Source organism: Streptomyces sp. NPDC035033, from assembly GCF_040636735.1.
Lineage (GTDB): Bacteria > Actinomycetota > Actinomycetes > Streptomycetales > Streptomycetaceae > Streptomyces.
This window is the reverse complement of record NZ_JBEZUZ010000129.1, coordinates 1-15,635: the sequence shown is the minus strand read 5'-3', so window position 1 is coordinate 15,635 and position 15,635 is coordinate 1. Positions and strand designations below refer to the sequence as shown.

At 73.0% G+C, this 15,635-nt stretch carries 14 protein-coding genes, 1 rRNA gene and 2 pseudogenes; 6 read left to right on the top strand and 11 right to left on the bottom strand.

Annotated elements, in window-relative coordinates:
* A 5S ribosomal RNA gene (rrf, locus tag AB0E83_RS32630) occupies positions 1 to 91 on the top strand; the annotation flags it as partial.
* Positions 92 to 248: 157 nt separating this feature from the next.
* Here the strand turns inward: rrf and AB0E83_RS32625 are convergent.
* Positions 249 to 599: a DoxX family protein gene (locus tag AB0E83_RS32625; protein WP_362119947.1), complete on the bottom strand. Its 351-nt coding sequence runs from the start codon at positions 597 to 599 to the stop codon at positions 249 to 251.
* A gap of 149 nt (positions 600 to 748) precedes the next feature.
* Here AB0E83_RS32625 and AB0E83_RS32620 point away from each other — a divergent pair, with 149 nt between their 5' ends.
* A complete protein-coding gene (locus tag AB0E83_RS32620) occupies positions 749 to 1,126 on the top strand; it encodes a helix-turn-helix domain-containing protein (protein WP_362119953.1) in 378 nt (125 codons plus the stop codon).
* 82 nt (positions 1,127 to 1,208) lie between these two features.
* Here the strand turns inward: AB0E83_RS32620 and AB0E83_RS32615 are convergent, their stop codons facing one another.
* The 4 genes and pseudogenes from AB0E83_RS32615 to AB0E83_RS32600 all read right to left on the bottom strand — a co-directional run.
* Complete coding sequence (locus AB0E83_RS32615; protein WP_362119945.1) at positions 1,209 to 1,880, bottom strand: response regulator transcription factor; 672 nt, start codon at positions 1,878 to 1,880, stop codon at positions 1,209 to 1,211.
* Entirely contained in the window at positions 1,877 to 3,103 is a 1,227-nt protein-coding gene (locus AB0E83_RS32610; protein WP_362119943.1) for a histidine kinase, read from the bottom strand. Before AB0E83_RS32610 ends, AB0E83_RS32615 begins: the two co-directional genes overlap by 4 nt.
* Before the next feature lie 7 nt (positions 3,104 to 3,110).
* Complete coding sequence (locus AB0E83_RS32605; RefSeq protein WP_362119941.1) at positions 3,111 to 3,914, bottom strand: ABC transporter permease; 804 nt, start codon at positions 3,912 to 3,914, stop codon at positions 3,111 to 3,113.
* Positions 3,914 to 4,816 (bottom strand): annotated as a pseudogene (locus AB0E83_RS32600) (ABC transporter ATP-binding protein); the annotation flags it as partial. The pseudogene AB0E83_RS32600 and the gene AB0E83_RS32605, both read right to left, overlap by 1 nt.
* A gap of 146 nt (positions 4,817 to 4,962) precedes the next feature.
* Here AB0E83_RS32600 and AB0E83_RS32595 point away from each other — a divergent pair.
* Both AB0E83_RS32595 and AB0E83_RS32590 read left to right on the top strand, forming a co-directional pair.
* Positions 4,963 to 5,511, top strand: a pseudogene (locus AB0E83_RS32595) (GNAT family N-acetyltransferase); the annotation flags it as partial.
* Positions 5,512 to 5,544: 33 nt separating this feature from the next.
* Positions 5,545 to 6,141, top strand: coding sequence for a GNAT family N-acetyltransferase (locus tag AB0E83_RS32590; protein WP_362119951.1), 597 nt, complete (start codon positions 5,545 to 5,547; stop codon positions 6,139 to 6,141).
* Between the two features lie 59 nt (positions 6,142 to 6,200).
* On the opposite strand, the gene AB0E83_RS32585 is transcribed toward AB0E83_RS32590, so the two are convergent.
* From AB0E83_RS32585 to AB0E83_RS32560, 6 genes are read right to left on the bottom strand one after another with little or no spacing between them, the layout of a single operon-like run.
* The gene (locus AB0E83_RS32585) at positions 6,201 to 7,700 is read right to left on the bottom strand and encodes a type VI secretion protein (protein ID WP_362119939.1); all 1,500 of its coding nucleotides are present in this window, start codon (positions 7,698 to 7,700) and stop codon (positions 6,201 to 6,203) included.
* A 1-nt stretch (position 7,701) separates the two neighbouring features.
* Positions 7,702 to 9,099, bottom strand: coding sequence for an ATP-binding protein (locus AB0E83_RS32580; protein ID WP_362119937.1), 1,398 nt, complete (start codon positions 9,097 to 9,099; stop codon positions 7,702 to 7,704).
* A gap of 20 nt (positions 9,100 to 9,119) precedes the next feature.
* The gene (locus AB0E83_RS32575; protein WP_362119935.1) at positions 9,120 to 10,673 is read right to left on the bottom strand and encodes an SCO6880 family protein; all 1,554 of its coding nucleotides are present in this window, start codon (positions 10,671 to 10,673) and stop codon (positions 9,120 to 9,122) included.
* Positions 10,670 to 12,031 carry a hypothetical protein gene (locus AB0E83_RS32570; protein ID WP_362119933.1) on the bottom strand — a complete coding sequence of 454 codons (1,362 nt, stop codon included), beginning with the start codon at positions 12,029 to 12,031 and terminating at the stop codon, positions 10,670 to 10,672. The genes AB0E83_RS32575 and AB0E83_RS32570 overlap by 4 nt, the downstream gene beginning before the upstream one ends.
* Positions 12,021 to 12,842, bottom strand: coding sequence for a hypothetical protein (locus tag AB0E83_RS32565; RefSeq protein ID WP_362119931.1), 822 nt, complete (start codon positions 12,840 to 12,842; stop codon positions 12,021 to 12,023). The genes AB0E83_RS32570 and AB0E83_RS32565 overlap by 11 nt, the downstream gene beginning before the upstream one ends.
* Before the next feature lie 53 nt (positions 12,843 to 12,895).
* Positions 12,896 to 13,204, bottom strand: coding sequence for a hypothetical protein (locus tag AB0E83_RS32560; RefSeq protein ID WP_030495498.1), 309 nt, complete (start codon positions 13,202 to 13,204; stop codon positions 12,896 to 12,898).
* A 345-nt stretch (positions 13,205 to 13,549) separates the two neighbouring features.
* On the opposite strand from AB0E83_RS32560, the gene AB0E83_RS32555 reads away from it, so the two are divergent.
* Together AB0E83_RS32555 and AB0E83_RS32550 are read left to right on the top strand one after the other, a co-directional pair.
* Complete coding sequence (locus AB0E83_RS32555) at positions 13,550 to 14,584, top strand: bifunctional lytic transglycosylase/C40 family peptidase (RefSeq protein ID WP_362119949.1); 1,035 nt, start codon at positions 13,550 to 13,552, stop codon at positions 14,582 to 14,584.
* Positions 14,585 to 14,816: 232 nt separating this feature from the next.
* Positions 14,817 to 15,548 (top strand): phosphatase PAP2 family protein, encoded by a 732-nt coding sequence (locus AB0E83_RS32550; RefSeq protein WP_362119929.1) that lies wholly within the window; start codon positions 14,817 to 14,819, stop codon positions 15,546 to 15,548.
* Positions 15,549 to 15,635 lie beyond the last annotated feature (87 nt).

Below are 15,635 nucleotides of genomic sequence, written 5' to 3'. Positions count from 1 at the left end.
GCCCGGTTACATTCCGAACCCGGAAGCTAAGCCTTTCAGCGCCGATGGTACTGCAGGGGGGACCCTGTGGGAGAGTAGGACACCGCCGAACAATTTTTAGCCTCAACCCCCGGACTCTGTCCGGGGGTTGAGGCATTTCTGCGTTCTGGGACGCCCGGCTGAGCAGGTGCCGCATGCCGGCCGGGCCGGCGTTACCGGCGTGCTCAGCATGCTTAAGGCCAGGGCCAGAGACCGGCTGTCCTCCGCTGTCAGAGGGTGGCGGCACGCAGCACGATCAGGGCGACGGAGGCCATGGTGAGGACCACCGCAGGAGACGCGCCCTTGCGGTCGCCGGCGCGCAGGTGGAAGGCGACCGCCCCGGCGAAATAGAGCGTCAGGCCGATCGCGGCGGCGATTCCGACGGGTCCCCACCAGAGTCCGGCGATCACACCGGTCGCGCCCGCTATCTGAGCACCGATCAGGAAAGCCATCATGCTCTGCGGCACTCCGAGGGTGGCCATCTGCTCGGTGATGTGCCGCGTGCGCAGAGACTTGGCTCCGGCCGATACCAGGAGAAGCGCCGACATGAACACGGTGGCGGCGGCAAGGGAGAGGAACATGGCTGAAACCTCAATCGTGCGAGATGCGAGTAAGGGGGCGTGCGCACCTCGACGACGATAGGCGGCCGTTAGGTACCTCCAGGTAACCTTCGGGCGTGAGCCTGCGCCCCGGAATCGCCTTCCTCGCCGACTGTCCCGCTCTCCTGGCCATGGAGATCATCGCCAGCAAGTGGTCCATGGTCACGCTCTTCGCGCTGACCGACGGCCCGTTGCGCCACGGCGAGCTGGTCGAGCTGAGCGGTGGCATCTCGCGCAAGGTACTGACCCAGACGCTGCGCCGGCTCCAAGCCAACGGGCTCGTCGAGCGGCACGCGTACGCCGAGGCGCCGCCGCGCGTGGAGTACAGCCTGACCGATCTCGGGCGAACCCTGGAGGAGCCCATCAGGATGCTCACCGCATGGGCGCGGGAGAACGGCGAGGCGGTCGTCACCTTCCGGGAAGCGGCCGAGGCGGCCAGGACCATCGAGGCGGATCAGGCGGCCCCGGTGAAGGCCCCTCATGTCGATGAGGACCCGAGCCGTTTCTGATCGCTAGAAGAGGCTGGACCTGTAGACCCCGCAGTCGCCGGAGACTTGGCCATAGCAGTGATCAAGAAGTACAGCGGGAGTACTAGGCCGGCTTCACCAGCTGGGTGTCGTAGGCCAGGATCACCGCCTGGACGCGGTCCCTCGCGCCCGTCTTCGCGAGGATGCGGCCGACGTGGGTCTTCACGGTGGACTCGGCGAGGTGGAGGCGTGCGGCGATCTCCGTGTTGGTCCAGCCCTGGCCTATGACGGTGAGGATCTCGCGCTCGCGGTCCGTGAGGCCGGCCAGGCGCGGGTCGTCCTGGGGGGCGGGGGCGGTGCCGGGGGACGCCGGGAGGTGGTGGATGTACGTGTCCAGGAGCCGGCGGGTCAGGCTCGGGGCCACCACCGCGTCGCCGGCCGCGACCGCGCGGATCCCCGCGAGGAGTTCCTCCGGCTGGGCGTCCTTCACCAGGAAGCCGCTGGCACCGGCGCGGAGGCCGTCGTACGCGTACTCGTCGAGGTCGAACGTGGTGATGATGAGGACGCGGGTGCGGGCGCCCGCGGCGATGATGCGGCGGGTGGCCTCGATGCCGTCGAGGCCCGGCATGCGGATGTCCATCAGGACCACGTCCGGGTGGCGGGCGGAGACCTGGCGGACGGCTTCGGTGCCGTTCGCGGCCTCGCCGACGACCGTCATGTCGTCCTGGCTCTCCAGGAGCATGCGGAAGCCGAAACGCTGCATCGGCTGGTCGTCGGCGATCAGGACGGTCGTCACGAGCGGTGCTCCTCCGGGGTGGTGGGGACGCGGAGCCGTACCTGCCAGCCGGCGCCGTCCGGCAGGGGGCCGCTGTCGAGTGTGCCGTCGTAGAGCGCCGCGCGCTCGCGCATTCCGGTGAGGCCCCGGCCCTGACCGGGGACCGCGGCCGGGGTGCCCGTGTCGGTGACGGTGACCAGGACCCCGTCCGGGGCGGAGACGAGACGGACGGTGGCCTTCGCGGCCGGACCCGCGTGCTTGAGCGTGTTCGTCAGGGACTCCTGGACCACGCGGTAGACCGTCAGCTGGGCGCCCGGCGGCAGGAGCGGGAGCGGTGCCGGCAGGTCCGCGGCGACCGGCAGGCCCGCCTTCCGCACGCCGTCCAGGAGCGACTCCAGGTCCTCCAGGGTCGGTTGCGGCGCGCGGGCGGCGGACGGGGCGTCGTCGGGGGAGGCCAGGACGTCCAGGAGGCGGCGGAGTTCGGCCAGGGCCTGGCGGCTCGTGGTGCCGATGGCGTCCAGGGCCTGGGCGGCCCGCTCGGGGCTCTTCGCCGCCGCGTACCGGCCGCCGTCCGCGAGGCCGGTGATGACCGAGAGGTTGTGGCCGATGATGTCGTGCATCTCCCGGGCGATCCGGGCCCGTTCGGCCGCCGCGGCCAGCCGCACCTCCTGGTCGCGCTCGATCTCCAGCCGACGGGCCCGGTCCACGAGGCTCGCGGTGTGGTCGCGGCGGGAGCGGACCGTGATGCCGACCAGGATGACGATCACGTACGCCCACAGCGTCGGGACGACGTGCTGGTCCCACTGGTCGCCGTCGAAGCGGAGCGCGCCCGTGAGGAGCGGCGGCGCGAGGACGGCGAAGGCCCACAGCAGGCGGCGCGGCGGGCGGCTCAGGGCGATGTGGAAGAGCGGCAGGGCCTGGAGGAAACCGGCCTGGAGGAAGGCGCCCGACGCCTCGCTGACGAACCCCGGCACCGCCATCACGGCGAGGACCGTGGTGGGGTGCCGGCGGCGCGCGTACAGGGGGAGGGCGAGGGCCAGGCTGAGGAGGACGATCAGGGCGGAGGGGAGCGACGGGTCCCGGGCCACGTTCCGCCAGCCGCCCGAGGCGTCCACCAGCGCCGCCGTCGTCCAGCCGAGGGTGACCGCGGCGTCCCAGAGCCAGGGGCGGGCCGCGTCGGCCGCCCGCACGCGGGTGATGAGCTGGTGCGCGTACCGGCTGGGCGCCGTCGTCTCCGTCGTCACTTCGCCATCATCCCCGTACGTCCTGGCGGCGGAGCGACAGGGCGGGGAGCGCGAGGGCCGCGGCCGCCCACAGGGAGAGGGCCAGCAGGGCCGCCCCCGCCGACGGGGCGCCGGGGAGCGGGGTCGCGGAGCCGAGGACGCCGGCGGCCTGGGTGGGGAAGTGGCGCAGGGCGGTGTCGACGGCGTCGTAAGGGAGCATCCCGAGGACCTCCGGGAGGACCAGGACGCCGCCGATGAAGGCGCCGAGCGCGCCGGGCACCGAGCGGAGCGCGGCCCCCAGGCCGAGGGCGAGGAGCGAGAGCAGGGTCAGGCCGGCCGCGTTGCCGGCGAGGGCCCCGAGGACGCCGTCGTCGGTGAGGGAGGCGGCCTGGTCGGTGCCGCCGAGGAAGACCTGGGCGGTGAGGAAGGTCGCCGCGTTCGTGAGCAGACAGACGGCGAGGACCGTGGCGCCCAGGACGGCGGCCTTCGCCCACAGCACCGGCAGGCGGGCGGGGACGGCCGTGAAGGTGGCACGGGCCAGGCCGGTGGAGTACTCGCCGGCGGTGACGAGGATGCCGAGGACGGCGAGGGAGATGCCGGCCAGCTGGGAGCCGTAGAGGGTGAGGACGACGGTGTCGACGTCGGAGTCGCCGCCACCGGAGGTGTAGGTCGCGCCCATCAGGACGCCGACGCCGAGGGTGAGGGCGACGGCCGTCAGGACGGTGATCCAGGTGGAGCGGAGCGTCCACAGCTTGTGCCACTCGGAACGGAGCACGCGCGCGTGCGTGAGGCGTACGGCGGGGGTGGCGGTGGCGGTGGCCGTGGTGGTCATGCGGCTGCTCCCTGGTACTCGACGGAGTCGTGGGTGAGGTCCATGAACGCCTGCTCCAGGGAGGCGGTCTCGGGGGTGAGCTGGTGGAGCTCGACGCCGTGGGCGGTGGCGATCCGGCCGATCGCGGGGGCGTCGAGGCCGGTGACCCGGAGGGTGCCGGGGCCCTCGGCGGTGGTGCGGGCGGGCGCCGGGAGGAGGGCGCGGAGGCGGTCGGCGTCGGGGGTGACGACGAGGACGGAGGCGGCGCCCGCGTCCCGGACGAGGTCGGCGACGGTGGTGTCGGCCAGGAGCCGGCCCTTGCCGATGACGACCAGGTGGTCGGCGGTCAGCGCCATCTCGCTCATCAGGTGGGAGGAGACGAGGACCGTGCGGCCCTCGGCGGCCAGCGACTTCAGGAGGGTGCGGACCCAGCGGACGCCCTCCGGGTCGAGGCCGTTGACGGGTTCGTCGAGGACGACGGCGGCCGGGTCGCCGAGGAGGGCGGCGGCGATGCCGAGGCGCTGGCCCATGCCGAGGGAGAAGCCCTTCACACGGCGGCCGGCGACGTCCGCGAGGCCGGTGACGCCGAGGACGTGCTCGACGCGGGACCGGGGGATGCCGTGGGTGTGGGCCAGCCCCATGAGGTGGTGGAAGGCGGTGCGGCCCGGGTGGAAGGAGCGGGCGTCGAGGAGGGCGCCGACCTGGGTGAGGGGCGCCGGGTGGGCGGCGTACGAACGGCCGGCGACGGTGGCGGTGCCGCGCGTGGGGGCGTCGAGGCCGAGGAGCATGCGGAGGGTGGTGGACTTGCCGGCGCCGTTGGGGCCGAGGAAGCCGGTGACGGTGCCGGGGCGGACGGTGAAGGAGAGGTCCCGGACGACGGTCCGGTCGCCGTACCGCTTGGTGAGTCGCTCTGCTCGGATCATGGCTCCGACGCTACGGAGCGGGCGGGACGGGGACGTCCGACCGTGGTCGGCAGGTGGGCGGGCGGTGTCGTACCCCGGTACGACGGGACGCCCGTGAGCTGCGAATCTCCCTTGTGGGCGGGGGAGGTGACGGGTGAGGATGCCGCATGAACTACGAGATCCGGACCGTCCTGGCCGACGAGTGGGAGAAGGCGCGCGAGCTGCGGCTCGCCGCGCTGCGGGACCCCGTCGCGCACCTCGCCTTCCTGGAGACGTACGAGGACGCGGTCGCGCGCCCCGACGCCTTCTGGCGGGAGCGGACGGCGGCCGCCGCGGAGACCGGCGCGGGGCGGGTGCGGCAGTTCGTGGCCGAGGCGCCGGACGGACGCTGGCTGGGCACGGTGACGGCGCTGGTGGAGCGAGCCTCCGAGGACGCCGGCGAGGTGCGGTCCGGGGAGTCGGCGAAGGCCGTCCGGACGCACCTGGCGGCCGTGTTCGTGCGGCCCGAGGCGCGCGGGAGCGGGGTGGCCGACGCGCTGTTCCGGGCGGCCGTGGCGTGGTCGTGGACGGTGGAGGGGGTCCGGCGGGTGCGGCTGTACGTGCACGAGGAGAACGCGCGGGCCGCCGCCTTCTACCGGCGGTTCGGCTTCGTGGCGTCGGGGGAGCGGGTGCCGGTGCCGGGCGGCTCGGGCGCGTTCGAGGAGGAGTACGAGCTGCTGCCGGCCGGGCGCGGCCGGCACGGGGAGCACGTGCTCCGCGCGATCCGCTCCGACGAGTGGGAGCGGGTGCGGGAGCTGCGCCTGGCGGCCGTTCAGGACCCGGTGGCGGGGCTGGCGTTCGTGGAGTCGTACGAGGAGACGGCGGCCCGGCCGGACGCCTTCTGGCGGGAGCGGGCGGAGGGCGGCTCGGAGGACCGGGGGACGCGGATCCGGCAGTTCGTGGCCGAGGCGCCGGACGGGCGCTGGGCGGGCACGGTGACGGTGTTCGTGGAGCGGCCCGAGGACGGGAAGAGCCTGTTCGGCGACGAGGTGACGGTGCCCCAGGTCGATGTGGTGGGGGTGTACGTGCGGCCCGGGGCGCGCGGGGGCGGGCTCGTGGACGCGCTCCTGCGGACCGCCCTGGAGTGGGCGTGGGCGCTGCCGGAGCCGCGGATCGAGCGGGCGCGGCTGTACGTGCACGAGGAGAACGCGCGGGCGGCCGCCGCGTACCGCCGCTTCGGCTTCGTGCCGACCGGCGGGCGGGCGGACACGCTGGGCTCGGGCGCGCCGCGGGACCTGGAGTTCGAGCTGCGGCGGGGCTGGGCCGCCTCTTCCGGATCGGGCCGGATCTGGCCGGTTCGGGCCTGATCGGGCCGGATCGAGCCTGGTCAGGGAGCGGCGTCCGGTGCGTGCGCGCGCGGGGCGGCCTAGCGGACCGCGTGTTCCGGCCAGCGGGTGCGGGCCTGTTCGCGGGAGCGCATCAGGGCCAGGGTGGGCAGGCCGCGGGCCGGGCCGTCGTCGAGGAGGACCGGGAGCGCGGGGAGCGGGGCCACCGCGGCGACGTCGTCGAGGACGACGGTGAGTGGTGGGTCGAGCCGACCGTCGGATGACCGTGCGGCCATGCGGCGGCCGTGCTCGACCACGTGCGACGCGAGCGCGGTGAGGAGGGGCATCGCGCCCGGGTGGGTCCGGGGGTCCTCGATGGGTTCACCCACCACGTAGAGGGTGCCCCCTTCGGCGAGGAAAGATGCCAGGGCCAGCGAATCCGTTCGATTCGGGGTGCAGGCCTCGCGGATGTGGACCGAGGAGAGGGCGGAGAAGGCACGGGCCGTCAGTTCCTGGGCCAGGCGGCGGCTCTCGGGGTGGGCGGTGAGCGCGGCTTCGAGGAGTCCGGCGAGTCCGGAGGCGGCCTTGGGGTGGCCGCGGAGGACGCGTACCGGCTCGTGGGCGTCGGTGCCCTGGGCCCAGCGGTGGACCTGGCGGAAGGGGCGTCCGTCGACGGCGGCGGCGTGCAGCCAGCAGCGCAGGAGCGTTTCGGCGGTGGTGGCGGTGGCCGCGTCGAGCCGGGCGGGCGGGCGGACCGGGGCGAGCAGGGCGGCGGCGCGGGCCCGGGCGGTGTCCGGGTCGGCGCAGCCCTCGACGGGGGACCAGTGGAGGCGGGCCGGGGTGTCGCAGAGGTGGCCGGGGTCGTAGACGAGGACCGGGCCGAGCTTGCCGCGCACGTCCTTGGTGTCGCTCCAGACCACGGGGTCGGAGGTGACGACCAGGACCGGTCCCTCGGCGTCGCGGACGGCCCGGACGGCGAGCGGGCGGCGGGTCTCGGGCGGGCCGTAGACGGTGCCGGTGGCCTCCGGTCCGGGGGCGGGCGCGGGCGTCGGGGCCGGGGCGGGGGGCTGCGGGGGGATGTGCGGCGCCGGGGACCTTCGTATGGGGGCGGGGGTGGGGGCGGGCTCGGGTTCGGGCTTCTCGGGTACGGGGGCCGGGGCCGGGCCCCGTACCGGGGTCGGAGCCGCAGCCGCAGCCGCAGCCGCAGCCGGGGCCGGGGGCTCGGGGGTGTACGACCCCGTCTTGCGGTGGGCGCGGACCGCGCGCCAGCGGGCGTAGGTGCCGAGGAGGAAGACGGCGAGGACGGCGAGGACCATCGCCTGGCCGATGACCAGGCCCCAGAAGAGGCCGTAGCCGGAGAGCTGGCCCGGCGGGGTGCCGGGCCAGGCCGCCGGCAGGTCGGTCGGGGCGGTCGCCAGGGCGCGGAGGGCCGGCGGGGTGCGGGTGAGCTCCACCCCGTCGGGCCAGGCGCCGTGCGCGAGGAGGCCCGACAGGCCGGTCGCGGACCAGACGAGCAGGGCCGCGCCGAGGATCAGGGCGAACAGCCCGACCAGGAAGCCGTCCGAGACGCCGCCGCCCTGCCTCTGCCGTGCCTCCGTCACGTCACGCCACCGTCGACCGCGGGGTGTCGTTCATCTGGCGCTCCATCATCAGCGCGCGCTGCTCGGTCTCCCACTCCAGGTCGGGGTCGGCGGGGCCGGAGGACTCGGTCATGGCGCGGTCGGTGTAGACGAGCGGGCGCTCCCGCTCGGTGATGAGGTGCTTGACCACCTGCACGTTGCCGTTGACGTCCCAGACGGCGATGCCGGGGGTGAGGGTCGGGATGATCTCGACGGCCCAGCGGGGCAGGCCGAGGACGCGGCCGGTGTTGCGGGCCTCGTCGGCCTTCTGGGCGTAGATCGTGCGGGTGGAGGCCATCTTGAGGATCGCCGCGGCCTCCTTGGCCGCCGCTCCGTCGACGACGTCGGAGAGGTGGTGGACGACGGCGACGAAGGACAGGCCGAGGCGGCGGCCGAACTTGAGCAGGCGCTGGAACAGCTGGGCCACGAACGGGCTGTTGATGATGTGCCACGCCTCCTCGACGAGGAAGATGCGCTTCTTCCGGTCGGGGCGGATCCAGGTGTGTTCCAGCCACACGCCGACGATCGCCATGAGGATGGGCATGGCGATGGAGTTGCGGTCGATGTGGGAGAGGTCGAAGACGATCAGGGGCGCGTCGAGGTCGATGCCGACCGTGGTGGGGCCGTCGAACATGCCGCGCAGGTCGCCGTCGACGAGCCGGTCGAGGACGAGGGCCACGTCCAGGCCCCAGGCCCGTACGTCGTCTATGTCGACGTTCATCGCCTCGGCCGACTCGGCCTCGGGGTGGCGCAGGCGCTCGACGATGTCGGTGAGGATCGGCTGCCGGTCGGTGATGTGCTCGTTGACGTGGGCGTGGGCGACCTTCAGCGCGAAGCCGGAGCGCTCGTCGAGGCCGTGGCCCATCGCCACCTCGATGATGGTGCGCAGCAGGGCGAGCTGGCCGGTGGTGGTGATGGCGGGGTCGAGCGGGTTGAGGCGGATCCCGGAGTCGTTGGCGACCATGGGGTCCAGGCGGATGGGGGTTATCCCCAGCTCCTGGGCGATCAGGTTCCACTCGCCGACGCCGTCCTCGCCCTGGGCGTCGAGGACGACGACCTGCCGGTCGCGGAAGCGGAGCTGGCGGAGCACGTACGTCTTCTCGAGCGCGGACTTGCCGTTGCCGGACTCGCCGAGGACGAGCCAGTGGGGGGCGGGGAGCTGCTGCCCGTACAGCTGGAAGGGGTCGTAGACGTAGCCCTTGCCGCTGTAGACCTCGCGGCCGATGATCACGCCGGAGTCGCCGAGGCCGGGGGCCGCGGTCGGCAGGTAGACGGCCTGGGCCTGCCCGGTGGAGGTGCGCACGGGCAGGCGGGTGGTCTCCACCTTGCCGAGGACGAAGGAGGTGAAGGCTTCGGTCAGGACGGACAGCGGATCTCGCATCGGTCGGTGCCCCTTCGGCCCTAGCGGCGGATGCCGGTCGCGAACGGCAGGGTGTTCACAAAGGCCCGGTGGTGCTCGCGGTCGCACCACTCCAGCTTGAGGTACGACTTGCCGGCGGAGGCCCTGATCGTGCGCTTGTCGCGGGCCAGGGCCTCGGGCGAGCGCGCCGATACGGTGATGTACCCGACGAGGTTGACGCCTGCCGCGCCGCTGGCGAGATCTTCACCCCGCTGGTCGAGCCGGCCGTGGGCGGCGATGTCGCGGGGGTCGACGGTGCGGTTCATCTTGGCCTGGCGGGACGCCTCGGCCTCGTCGTTGGTCTTCTCGGTGAGCATGCGCTCGATCGCGACCTCGGTGGGCTCCAGGTCCATGGTGACGGCGACGGTGCGGATGACGTCGGGGGTGTGGACGAGGAGCGGGGCGAGGAAGTTCACGCCGACCGGGGTCATGGGCCACTCCTTGACCCAGGCGGTGGCGTGGCACCAGGGGGCGCGGGTGGAGGACTCGCGGGTCTTGGCCTGGAGGTAGGTGGCCTCCATGGCGTCGAGTTCGGCGGGCCAAGCGTTTCGTTTCGTCATGGCCTGGATGTGGTCGATCGGGTGGTCCGGGTCGTACATGGAGTGGACCAGGGAGGCGAGCCGGGACTGGCCGAGGGGCTGGCGGACCCGGATGTCGGCCTCGGTGAGGCGGGCGCAGATGTCGGTGAGCTCGCGGGCCATGACGACGGCGAGGCCGCCGTCGCGGTCGAGGCGGCGGGCGCCGGTGGCGTGCCGGGCGGCGTGGGCCATGGCGTTGGCCTCGGCGGCGAGTTCGCGCGTGTAGTGCATGCAGGCGACGAGGTAGGCGCGGTGCTGCTCGCTGGAGGTGGAGACCATGGACTGGAGCTGGTCGTACGACTCCTGGAGCCAGGCGGGCGCGGTCGGGTCACCGCGCTGGGCGACGTCCTTGGCGTGGGCGTCGGGGTCGGCGGGGAGGGTGCGGGCCAGCATCTGGAGGCGGGTGACGAAGCCGTCGCCGTTGGCGACGTGCTTGAGGAGGGTGCCGAAGCGGTCGACGAGGGCTTCCTGGTCCTCGGAGTCGCGCAGGCCGACGCCGGGGCCCTCGATCTCGATGGCGGCGGTGACGGTGCGGCGGTCGGCGTGGAGGAGGACGGCGATCTCGTCGGGGCCGAAGGGGGCGGAGAGCCAGCTGACGCGGCCGATGCCGGGCGGCGGGCCGACCTCGACCTCGCGGCCGTCGAGGTGGGTGCCGGCCTCGACGGCGGTGGAGCGGTAGGCGGAGCCCCGCTTGAGCATCCGCTTGTAGCTGCGGTTGATCTCGAACCACTTGTAGAACGTGCGCTGCTTGTACGGCAGGTACACGGCGGCGATGGCGAGCATGGGCAGGCCGGCGAGGAGCGCGATCCGCAGGGGGAGGAGGGGGACGAGGAGTCCGCTCATCATGCCGAGGAAGGCGCCGACGACGATCAGGGCGATCTCGCCGGTCTCGCGGTTCTTGCCGACGATCGCGTTCGGCCGGGCGCGGCCGATGAGATACGTGCGGCGGGGCGTGACCGGCTGGGACTGGGTCGTCAACGCCCTGCACCTCCTGCTCCTGTGTTCTTGCTGTTGCTGCGGTTGCTGTGCGGGGTGCCCGCGGTGGGGCTGCTGCTGCGGGGCGGGGGCGTGGTGCCGCCGCCGCTGCCGCCGGTGGCTCCGGTGCGGCCGCTGTGGGCGGCGACGCCGCCGGAGAGCTGGTTCGCGGGGCGGGGGGCGGCGGACTGGGACGGGCCGCCGCCGGAGCCGCTGTCGCGGGTGCTGTGGGTCTTGATGCCCTGGGAGACGAGGGAGGCGGGGGAGGAGATGACGGCGGCGGCCGTGTTCTCCCCGGCGCGGTGGAGGCGGTTGTTGCGGGAGGCGACGATCTCGTCGCCGAAGCCGGGGACGAAGCGGTAGATCATCGCGGAGGCGAAGATCGCGAGCAGGATGATCGCGAGGCCGGAGACGACGGCGGAGAAGGAGTCGGGGCCGGTGCCGGAGGAGAGGGCGCCGGCGAGGCCGAGGACGATCACGATGATCGGCTTGACCAGGATGACGGCGATCATGATGCCGGCCCAGCGGCGTACGTGGCCCCACATGTTCTTGTCGACGAGGCCGGAGTAGACGACGACGCCGAGGAGGGCGCCGACGTAGAGGAGGACGGCGCGGAGGAAGAGCTCCAGGTAGAGGACGCCGGCGGCGAGGACGGTGACCAGGCTGACGATGATCAGCATGATCGGTCCGCCGCTGATGGAGTCGCCCTTCTGGAGGGCCTGTTTGAACGCGCCGAAGAACACGTCGGTCTGCTGGCCGGTGCCGGAGGCGATGACCTCGGTGATGGCGTCGGTGGCGTTGACGACGGTGTAGAGGATCAGCGGGGTGAAGGCGGAGGCGAGGACCGTCAGCCAGAGGAAGCCGATGGCCTCGGAGAGCGCGGTGGTGAGCGGTACGCCGCGCATGGCGCGCTTGGCGACGGCGAGCAGCCAGAGGAGGAGGGTGAGGAAGGTGGCGGCGGCGAAGACGACGGCGTAGCGGCCGAGGAACTCGGTGTTGGTGAAGTCGACCTCGGCGGTCTCCTTCACCGCCTTGGAGAGGTAGTCGACCACGGCGACGGCGGCGTCGGCGCATCCGCGGGCGAGGGAGGAGAGGGGGTCGAGGGCGGAGGCGGGGTCGTCGAGGCCCGGGCCGGACTCGCTTCCGCCCCCTCCGGCGGGGGCCCGGCCTTCGCAGAACTCCCTGGCACGGTCGCGGAGCAGCGCGCAGGAACTGTCGGCGCTCGAAGAAGGGGTCGGGGTGGGCGTCGGAGTCGGGGTGGGTGCCGCGAGGGCGCGGCCCGCGAAGAGCACCAGGGCGGCTTGGGCCGCGCCCAGCGCGGCGACGGCCCTGACACCGAGGGGGAGGGGCTTACCGGGCATAGGTGAAGCCTCCGAACTGTTCGACGGCGTCCGCCATGTCCTGGGCGCTGGAGGCGCGCTGGTCACGTGCGACCGGTACCGGTCCGTCCTTCTGGCGGGAGTCGGTGATCTTCCAGTCGCCGTCGACCCAGCGCAGTTCGAAGACGTCGGTGTACCAGGCTTCGGAGACCGGGTTCTGCGAGGCCTCGCCGGCGAGGCCGAAGAGGGAGGAGGTCCAGACCGAGACCGTGGCCCGGTCCGGGGAGTAGCTCTCGACCTTGGCGCCCACCGGGGTCACCCGGGCGACGAAGGTGAGGCCCTCGGGCGCCGTCCCGTCCTCCCGGAGGCCGATGCGGCTGAGGAACGTCTTGTCGCCGTAGGCCTTGCCGAGGTCCGCGACGCGGGCGTCCGCCACGTCCGGTGCGTACACCGCTCGCACCAGTGCCTCGCGGGGGCCCTTCTGGAACATGTCGACGGAGCCCAGCGCCACCGCGTAGTTGGCGGCGGCGGACTGGGCGCCTTGTTCGTCGTGGGCGTAGCCGGTGGGGACGGTGCCGTTGGTGCCGGTGACCGGGCGGGTGCCGGTGGGGGCGGTGGCGGCCCGGCCGGGGGTGCCGGAGGAGGGGGACGGGTCCGCCGGGTCGCCGCCGCGGTTGGCGAAGGCGATGGCGGCCACGAGCAGCACCACCACGCCCACGGCCGTGAGCAGGGAGCGGGAGCCGCGGGCGGGGCGGCGGGCGCCGCCGTGGACGTCACCGGTGTTGCCCTCGGGCAGGCGGGTACGGGTCTGGCCCGAGCCGCCGTAGCCGTCGTGCTCGTCGCCGGGACTCATGCCGGGTACGCCCCCTCGTTCTTTCGTGGGTAGGGATCAGCAGTGACGCGCGGTCAGATCGCCATTCCGTAGACGATGGTGAAGAGGGTTCCGAGGGAGCCGATGATGAAGACGCCGGTGAGGCCGGCCACGATGAGGCCCTTGCCCTGTTCGGCGCTGAAGGTGTCGCGGAGCGCGGTCGCGCCGATGCGCTGTTTCGCCGCGCCCCAGATGGCGATGCCGAGGCAGAGCAGGATGGCCACGGCCATCACGACCTCGATCATGATCTTCGCTTCGGCGCCCAGGCTCCCGAAAGGACCCCAGTTCGGGGCGATTCCACCGATGATGGTGGTGATGTCGCCCTTCTCGGCCGCCAGGTACATATAACTCACCGCCCCTGTCGGGTCGTTGGTCACCCCTGCCGGACGGCATGGGTCATCGCCACTATCTTCGCTGATGAAACCGCTCGCGTGTGACGGCTTGACGGCTCTCTTTACCCGATCCCCGCACACTTGACCGATCTGACCGCCTTGACCTGCGGCGGTGCGGCCGGATTCCATGCGAAGAAGCGTATGGTCACTCTGTGTATCACGGAGGGTGACTCCGGGCAATGATTGTCGTTGTTGCACTCTTGGGGCCGCGTCGGGCACGCACCGTCCCCAGGAGGGGGCGCCCCGCCTAGACTGGCGCCCCGGGACGTACTGGCAGGGACCGAGGGGTGGTTGACGGTGCGTAGGGCGGGCAAGGCGTGGCTGCTGACCGGCGGGGCCTTCGGGCTCTGCGCCGGGTTCCTGGCCCTGCTGCTGGTCGGTACGTACGCGGCGGCGGCCGGCTTCCTCGGCGGCGCGGGGTCGGCGAGGACCGGCACGGTGGCGTTGGCCAAGGGTGCGGTGCCGGCGATGTACCAGGGGCTCGTCCAGCGCTGGGGCAACCTCTGCCCGGCCATCAACCCGGCGCTCCTCGCGGCACAGCTGTACCAGGAGAGCGGCTGGAACCCGCGGGCGGTGTCGCCGGCGGACGCGCGGGGCATCGCGCAGTTCATCCCCGGCACCTGGGCGACCCACGGCATCGACGGCGACGGCGACGGCGACAAGGACATCTGGGACCCGAAGGACGCGATCCCGTCGGCCGCCTCGTACGACTGCGCGCTGGCCGGTTACGTGAAGGACGTGCCCGGCGACCCGGTCAGCAACATGCTGGCGGCGTACAACGCGGGCGCGTACCGGGTCATCCAGTACCGGGGCGTCCCGCCGTACAGCGAGACGCGGAACTACGTGCGGATCATCCGGTCGCTGGAGAAGAGCTTCGCCCGCCCGCAGGGCCGGGTCGCGCCCTCGCAGCAGGCGGCCGGCGCGATCCACTACGCGCAGGGCAAGCTGGGGACCCCGTACCTGTGGGGCGGCACGGGCACGGCGGCGCAGGGCGGCCGGTTCGACTGCTCGGGCCTGACCCAGGCCGCGTACCGGGAGGTGGGGATCGAGCTGCCGCGCGTGGCCAACGACCAGTACAACGCGGGGCCGCACCCGAGCCGGGAGGAGCTGCTCCCCGGCGACCTCGTCTTCTTCTCCGACGACCTGACGAACTCGCGGGCGATCCGGCACGTCGGCATCTACGTGGGCGGCGGCTACATGATCGACGCGCCGCGGACCGGGGCGGTGATCCGCTTCGACCGGATCGACACTCCGGACTACTTCGGGGCGACCCGGGTCACGAAGGACGGCGCCGCCGCCCTCCCCACCCGTCCTCCCGGCGGCCAGGCGTGAACTGACGGTCCGCCTGGCCGGAACTCTCCGTCAGGCACGGGCCCTGAGCTGCGGGGAGCCATCACTCTTCGGTAACGTCGGCATGATCTACGGGAAACGGCGGAACGTGTGCTTCAGCAGGTTCGTTCCTCCCTCCGGAGAATCCGACCACACCTGACCACGTCTGATCAGTCTGACCACGTCTGACCACGGGGGTGGGAAACCAGCACACGAGAGCAAGGGGTCGCGGCAGATGGCTGAACTCGCATCGGACGGTTCCAGTCCCGATGTCGGCCTGCTGTACGACATCAACGGGCTCGCCCGGGACGCTCCCCCGTGGTTCGACCGGGTCATGGAGTTCACCGGCGAGTACGGGATCATGCTCGCGATGGTCCTCGTCGTGCTCTGGTGCTGGTGGAGCGTCCGCCGGCGCGGCGCCTTCGCCGACTCCGTCTCGGCCGTCGCCGCCCTCGTCTGGGCCCCGCTCGCGGCCGGCGTCGCCCTCCTCGTGAACATCCCCATCCGGGGCTTCGTCGAGCGTCCCCGCCCCTTCGTGGACCACGACGGCCTGGAGGTCCTCGTCGAGGGCAAGACGGACTTCTCCTTCGTCAGCGACCACGCCACCATGGCGATGGCGATCGCCGTCGCCGTCTTCGTCGCCCACCGCCGCTTCGGCCTCGCCGCCATCGGCCTCGCCCTCGCCGAGGGCTTCGCCCGCGTCTACATGGGCGTCCACTACCCCACCGACGTCATCGGCGGCCTGGCCCTCGGCACCGCCGTGGCGCTCCTCCTCGCCCCGCTGACGCTGGCGCTGCTCACCCCGCTGGTCTCCGCCGCCAGCCGCTCGCGCCGCGGCGCCCGGCTGGTCCGCTCCCGCCGGGCCGACACCCCCGCGGGAGCCCGCCCCGAGGCGATCGGCATCCCCGAACCCCGCCTCGGCGACCCCGCCGAGGACGACCGGGACGGGAAGGGCCTCGCGGCCTAGGCGGTGTCTTCAAATGATCACGGTTGGTGGATCATGAGGTCGTGATACGTCGTCATGAACTGTCCGATGCCGAGTGGGAGTTCGTCC

Coding starts and splice junctions, on each gene's coding strand:
- AB0E83_RS32625 (WP_362119947.1), bottom strand. CDS start 599: ATGTTCCTCTCCCTTGCCGCCGCCACCGTGTTCATGTCGGCGCTTCTC.
- AB0E83_RS32620 (WP_362119953.1), top strand. CDS start 749: ATGGAGATCATCGCCAGCAAGTGGTCCATGGTCACGCTCTTCGCGCTG.
- AB0E83_RS32605 (WP_362119941.1), bottom strand. CDS start 3,914: ATGACCACCACGGCCACCGCCACCGCCACCCCCGCCGTACGCCTCACG.
- AB0E83_RS32580 (WP_362119937.1), bottom strand. CDS start 9,099: ATGCGAGATCCGCTGTCCGTCCTGACCGAAGCCTTCACCTCCTTCGTC.
- AB0E83_RS32570 (WP_362119933.1), bottom strand. CDS start 12,031: ATGCCCGGTAAGCCCCTCCCCCTCGGTGTCAGGGCCGTCGCCGCGCTG.
- AB0E83_RS32565 (WP_362119931.1), bottom strand. CDS start 12,842: ATGAGTCCCGGCGACGAGCACGACGGCTACGGCGGCTCGGGCCAGACC.
- AB0E83_RS32560 (WP_030495498.1), bottom strand. CDS start 13,204: ATGTACCTGGCGGCCGAGAAGGGCGACATCACCACCATCATCGGTGGA.
- AB0E83_RS32550 (WP_362119929.1), top strand. CDS start 14,817: ATGGCTGAACTCGCATCGGACGGTTCCAGTCCCGATGTCGGCCTGCTG.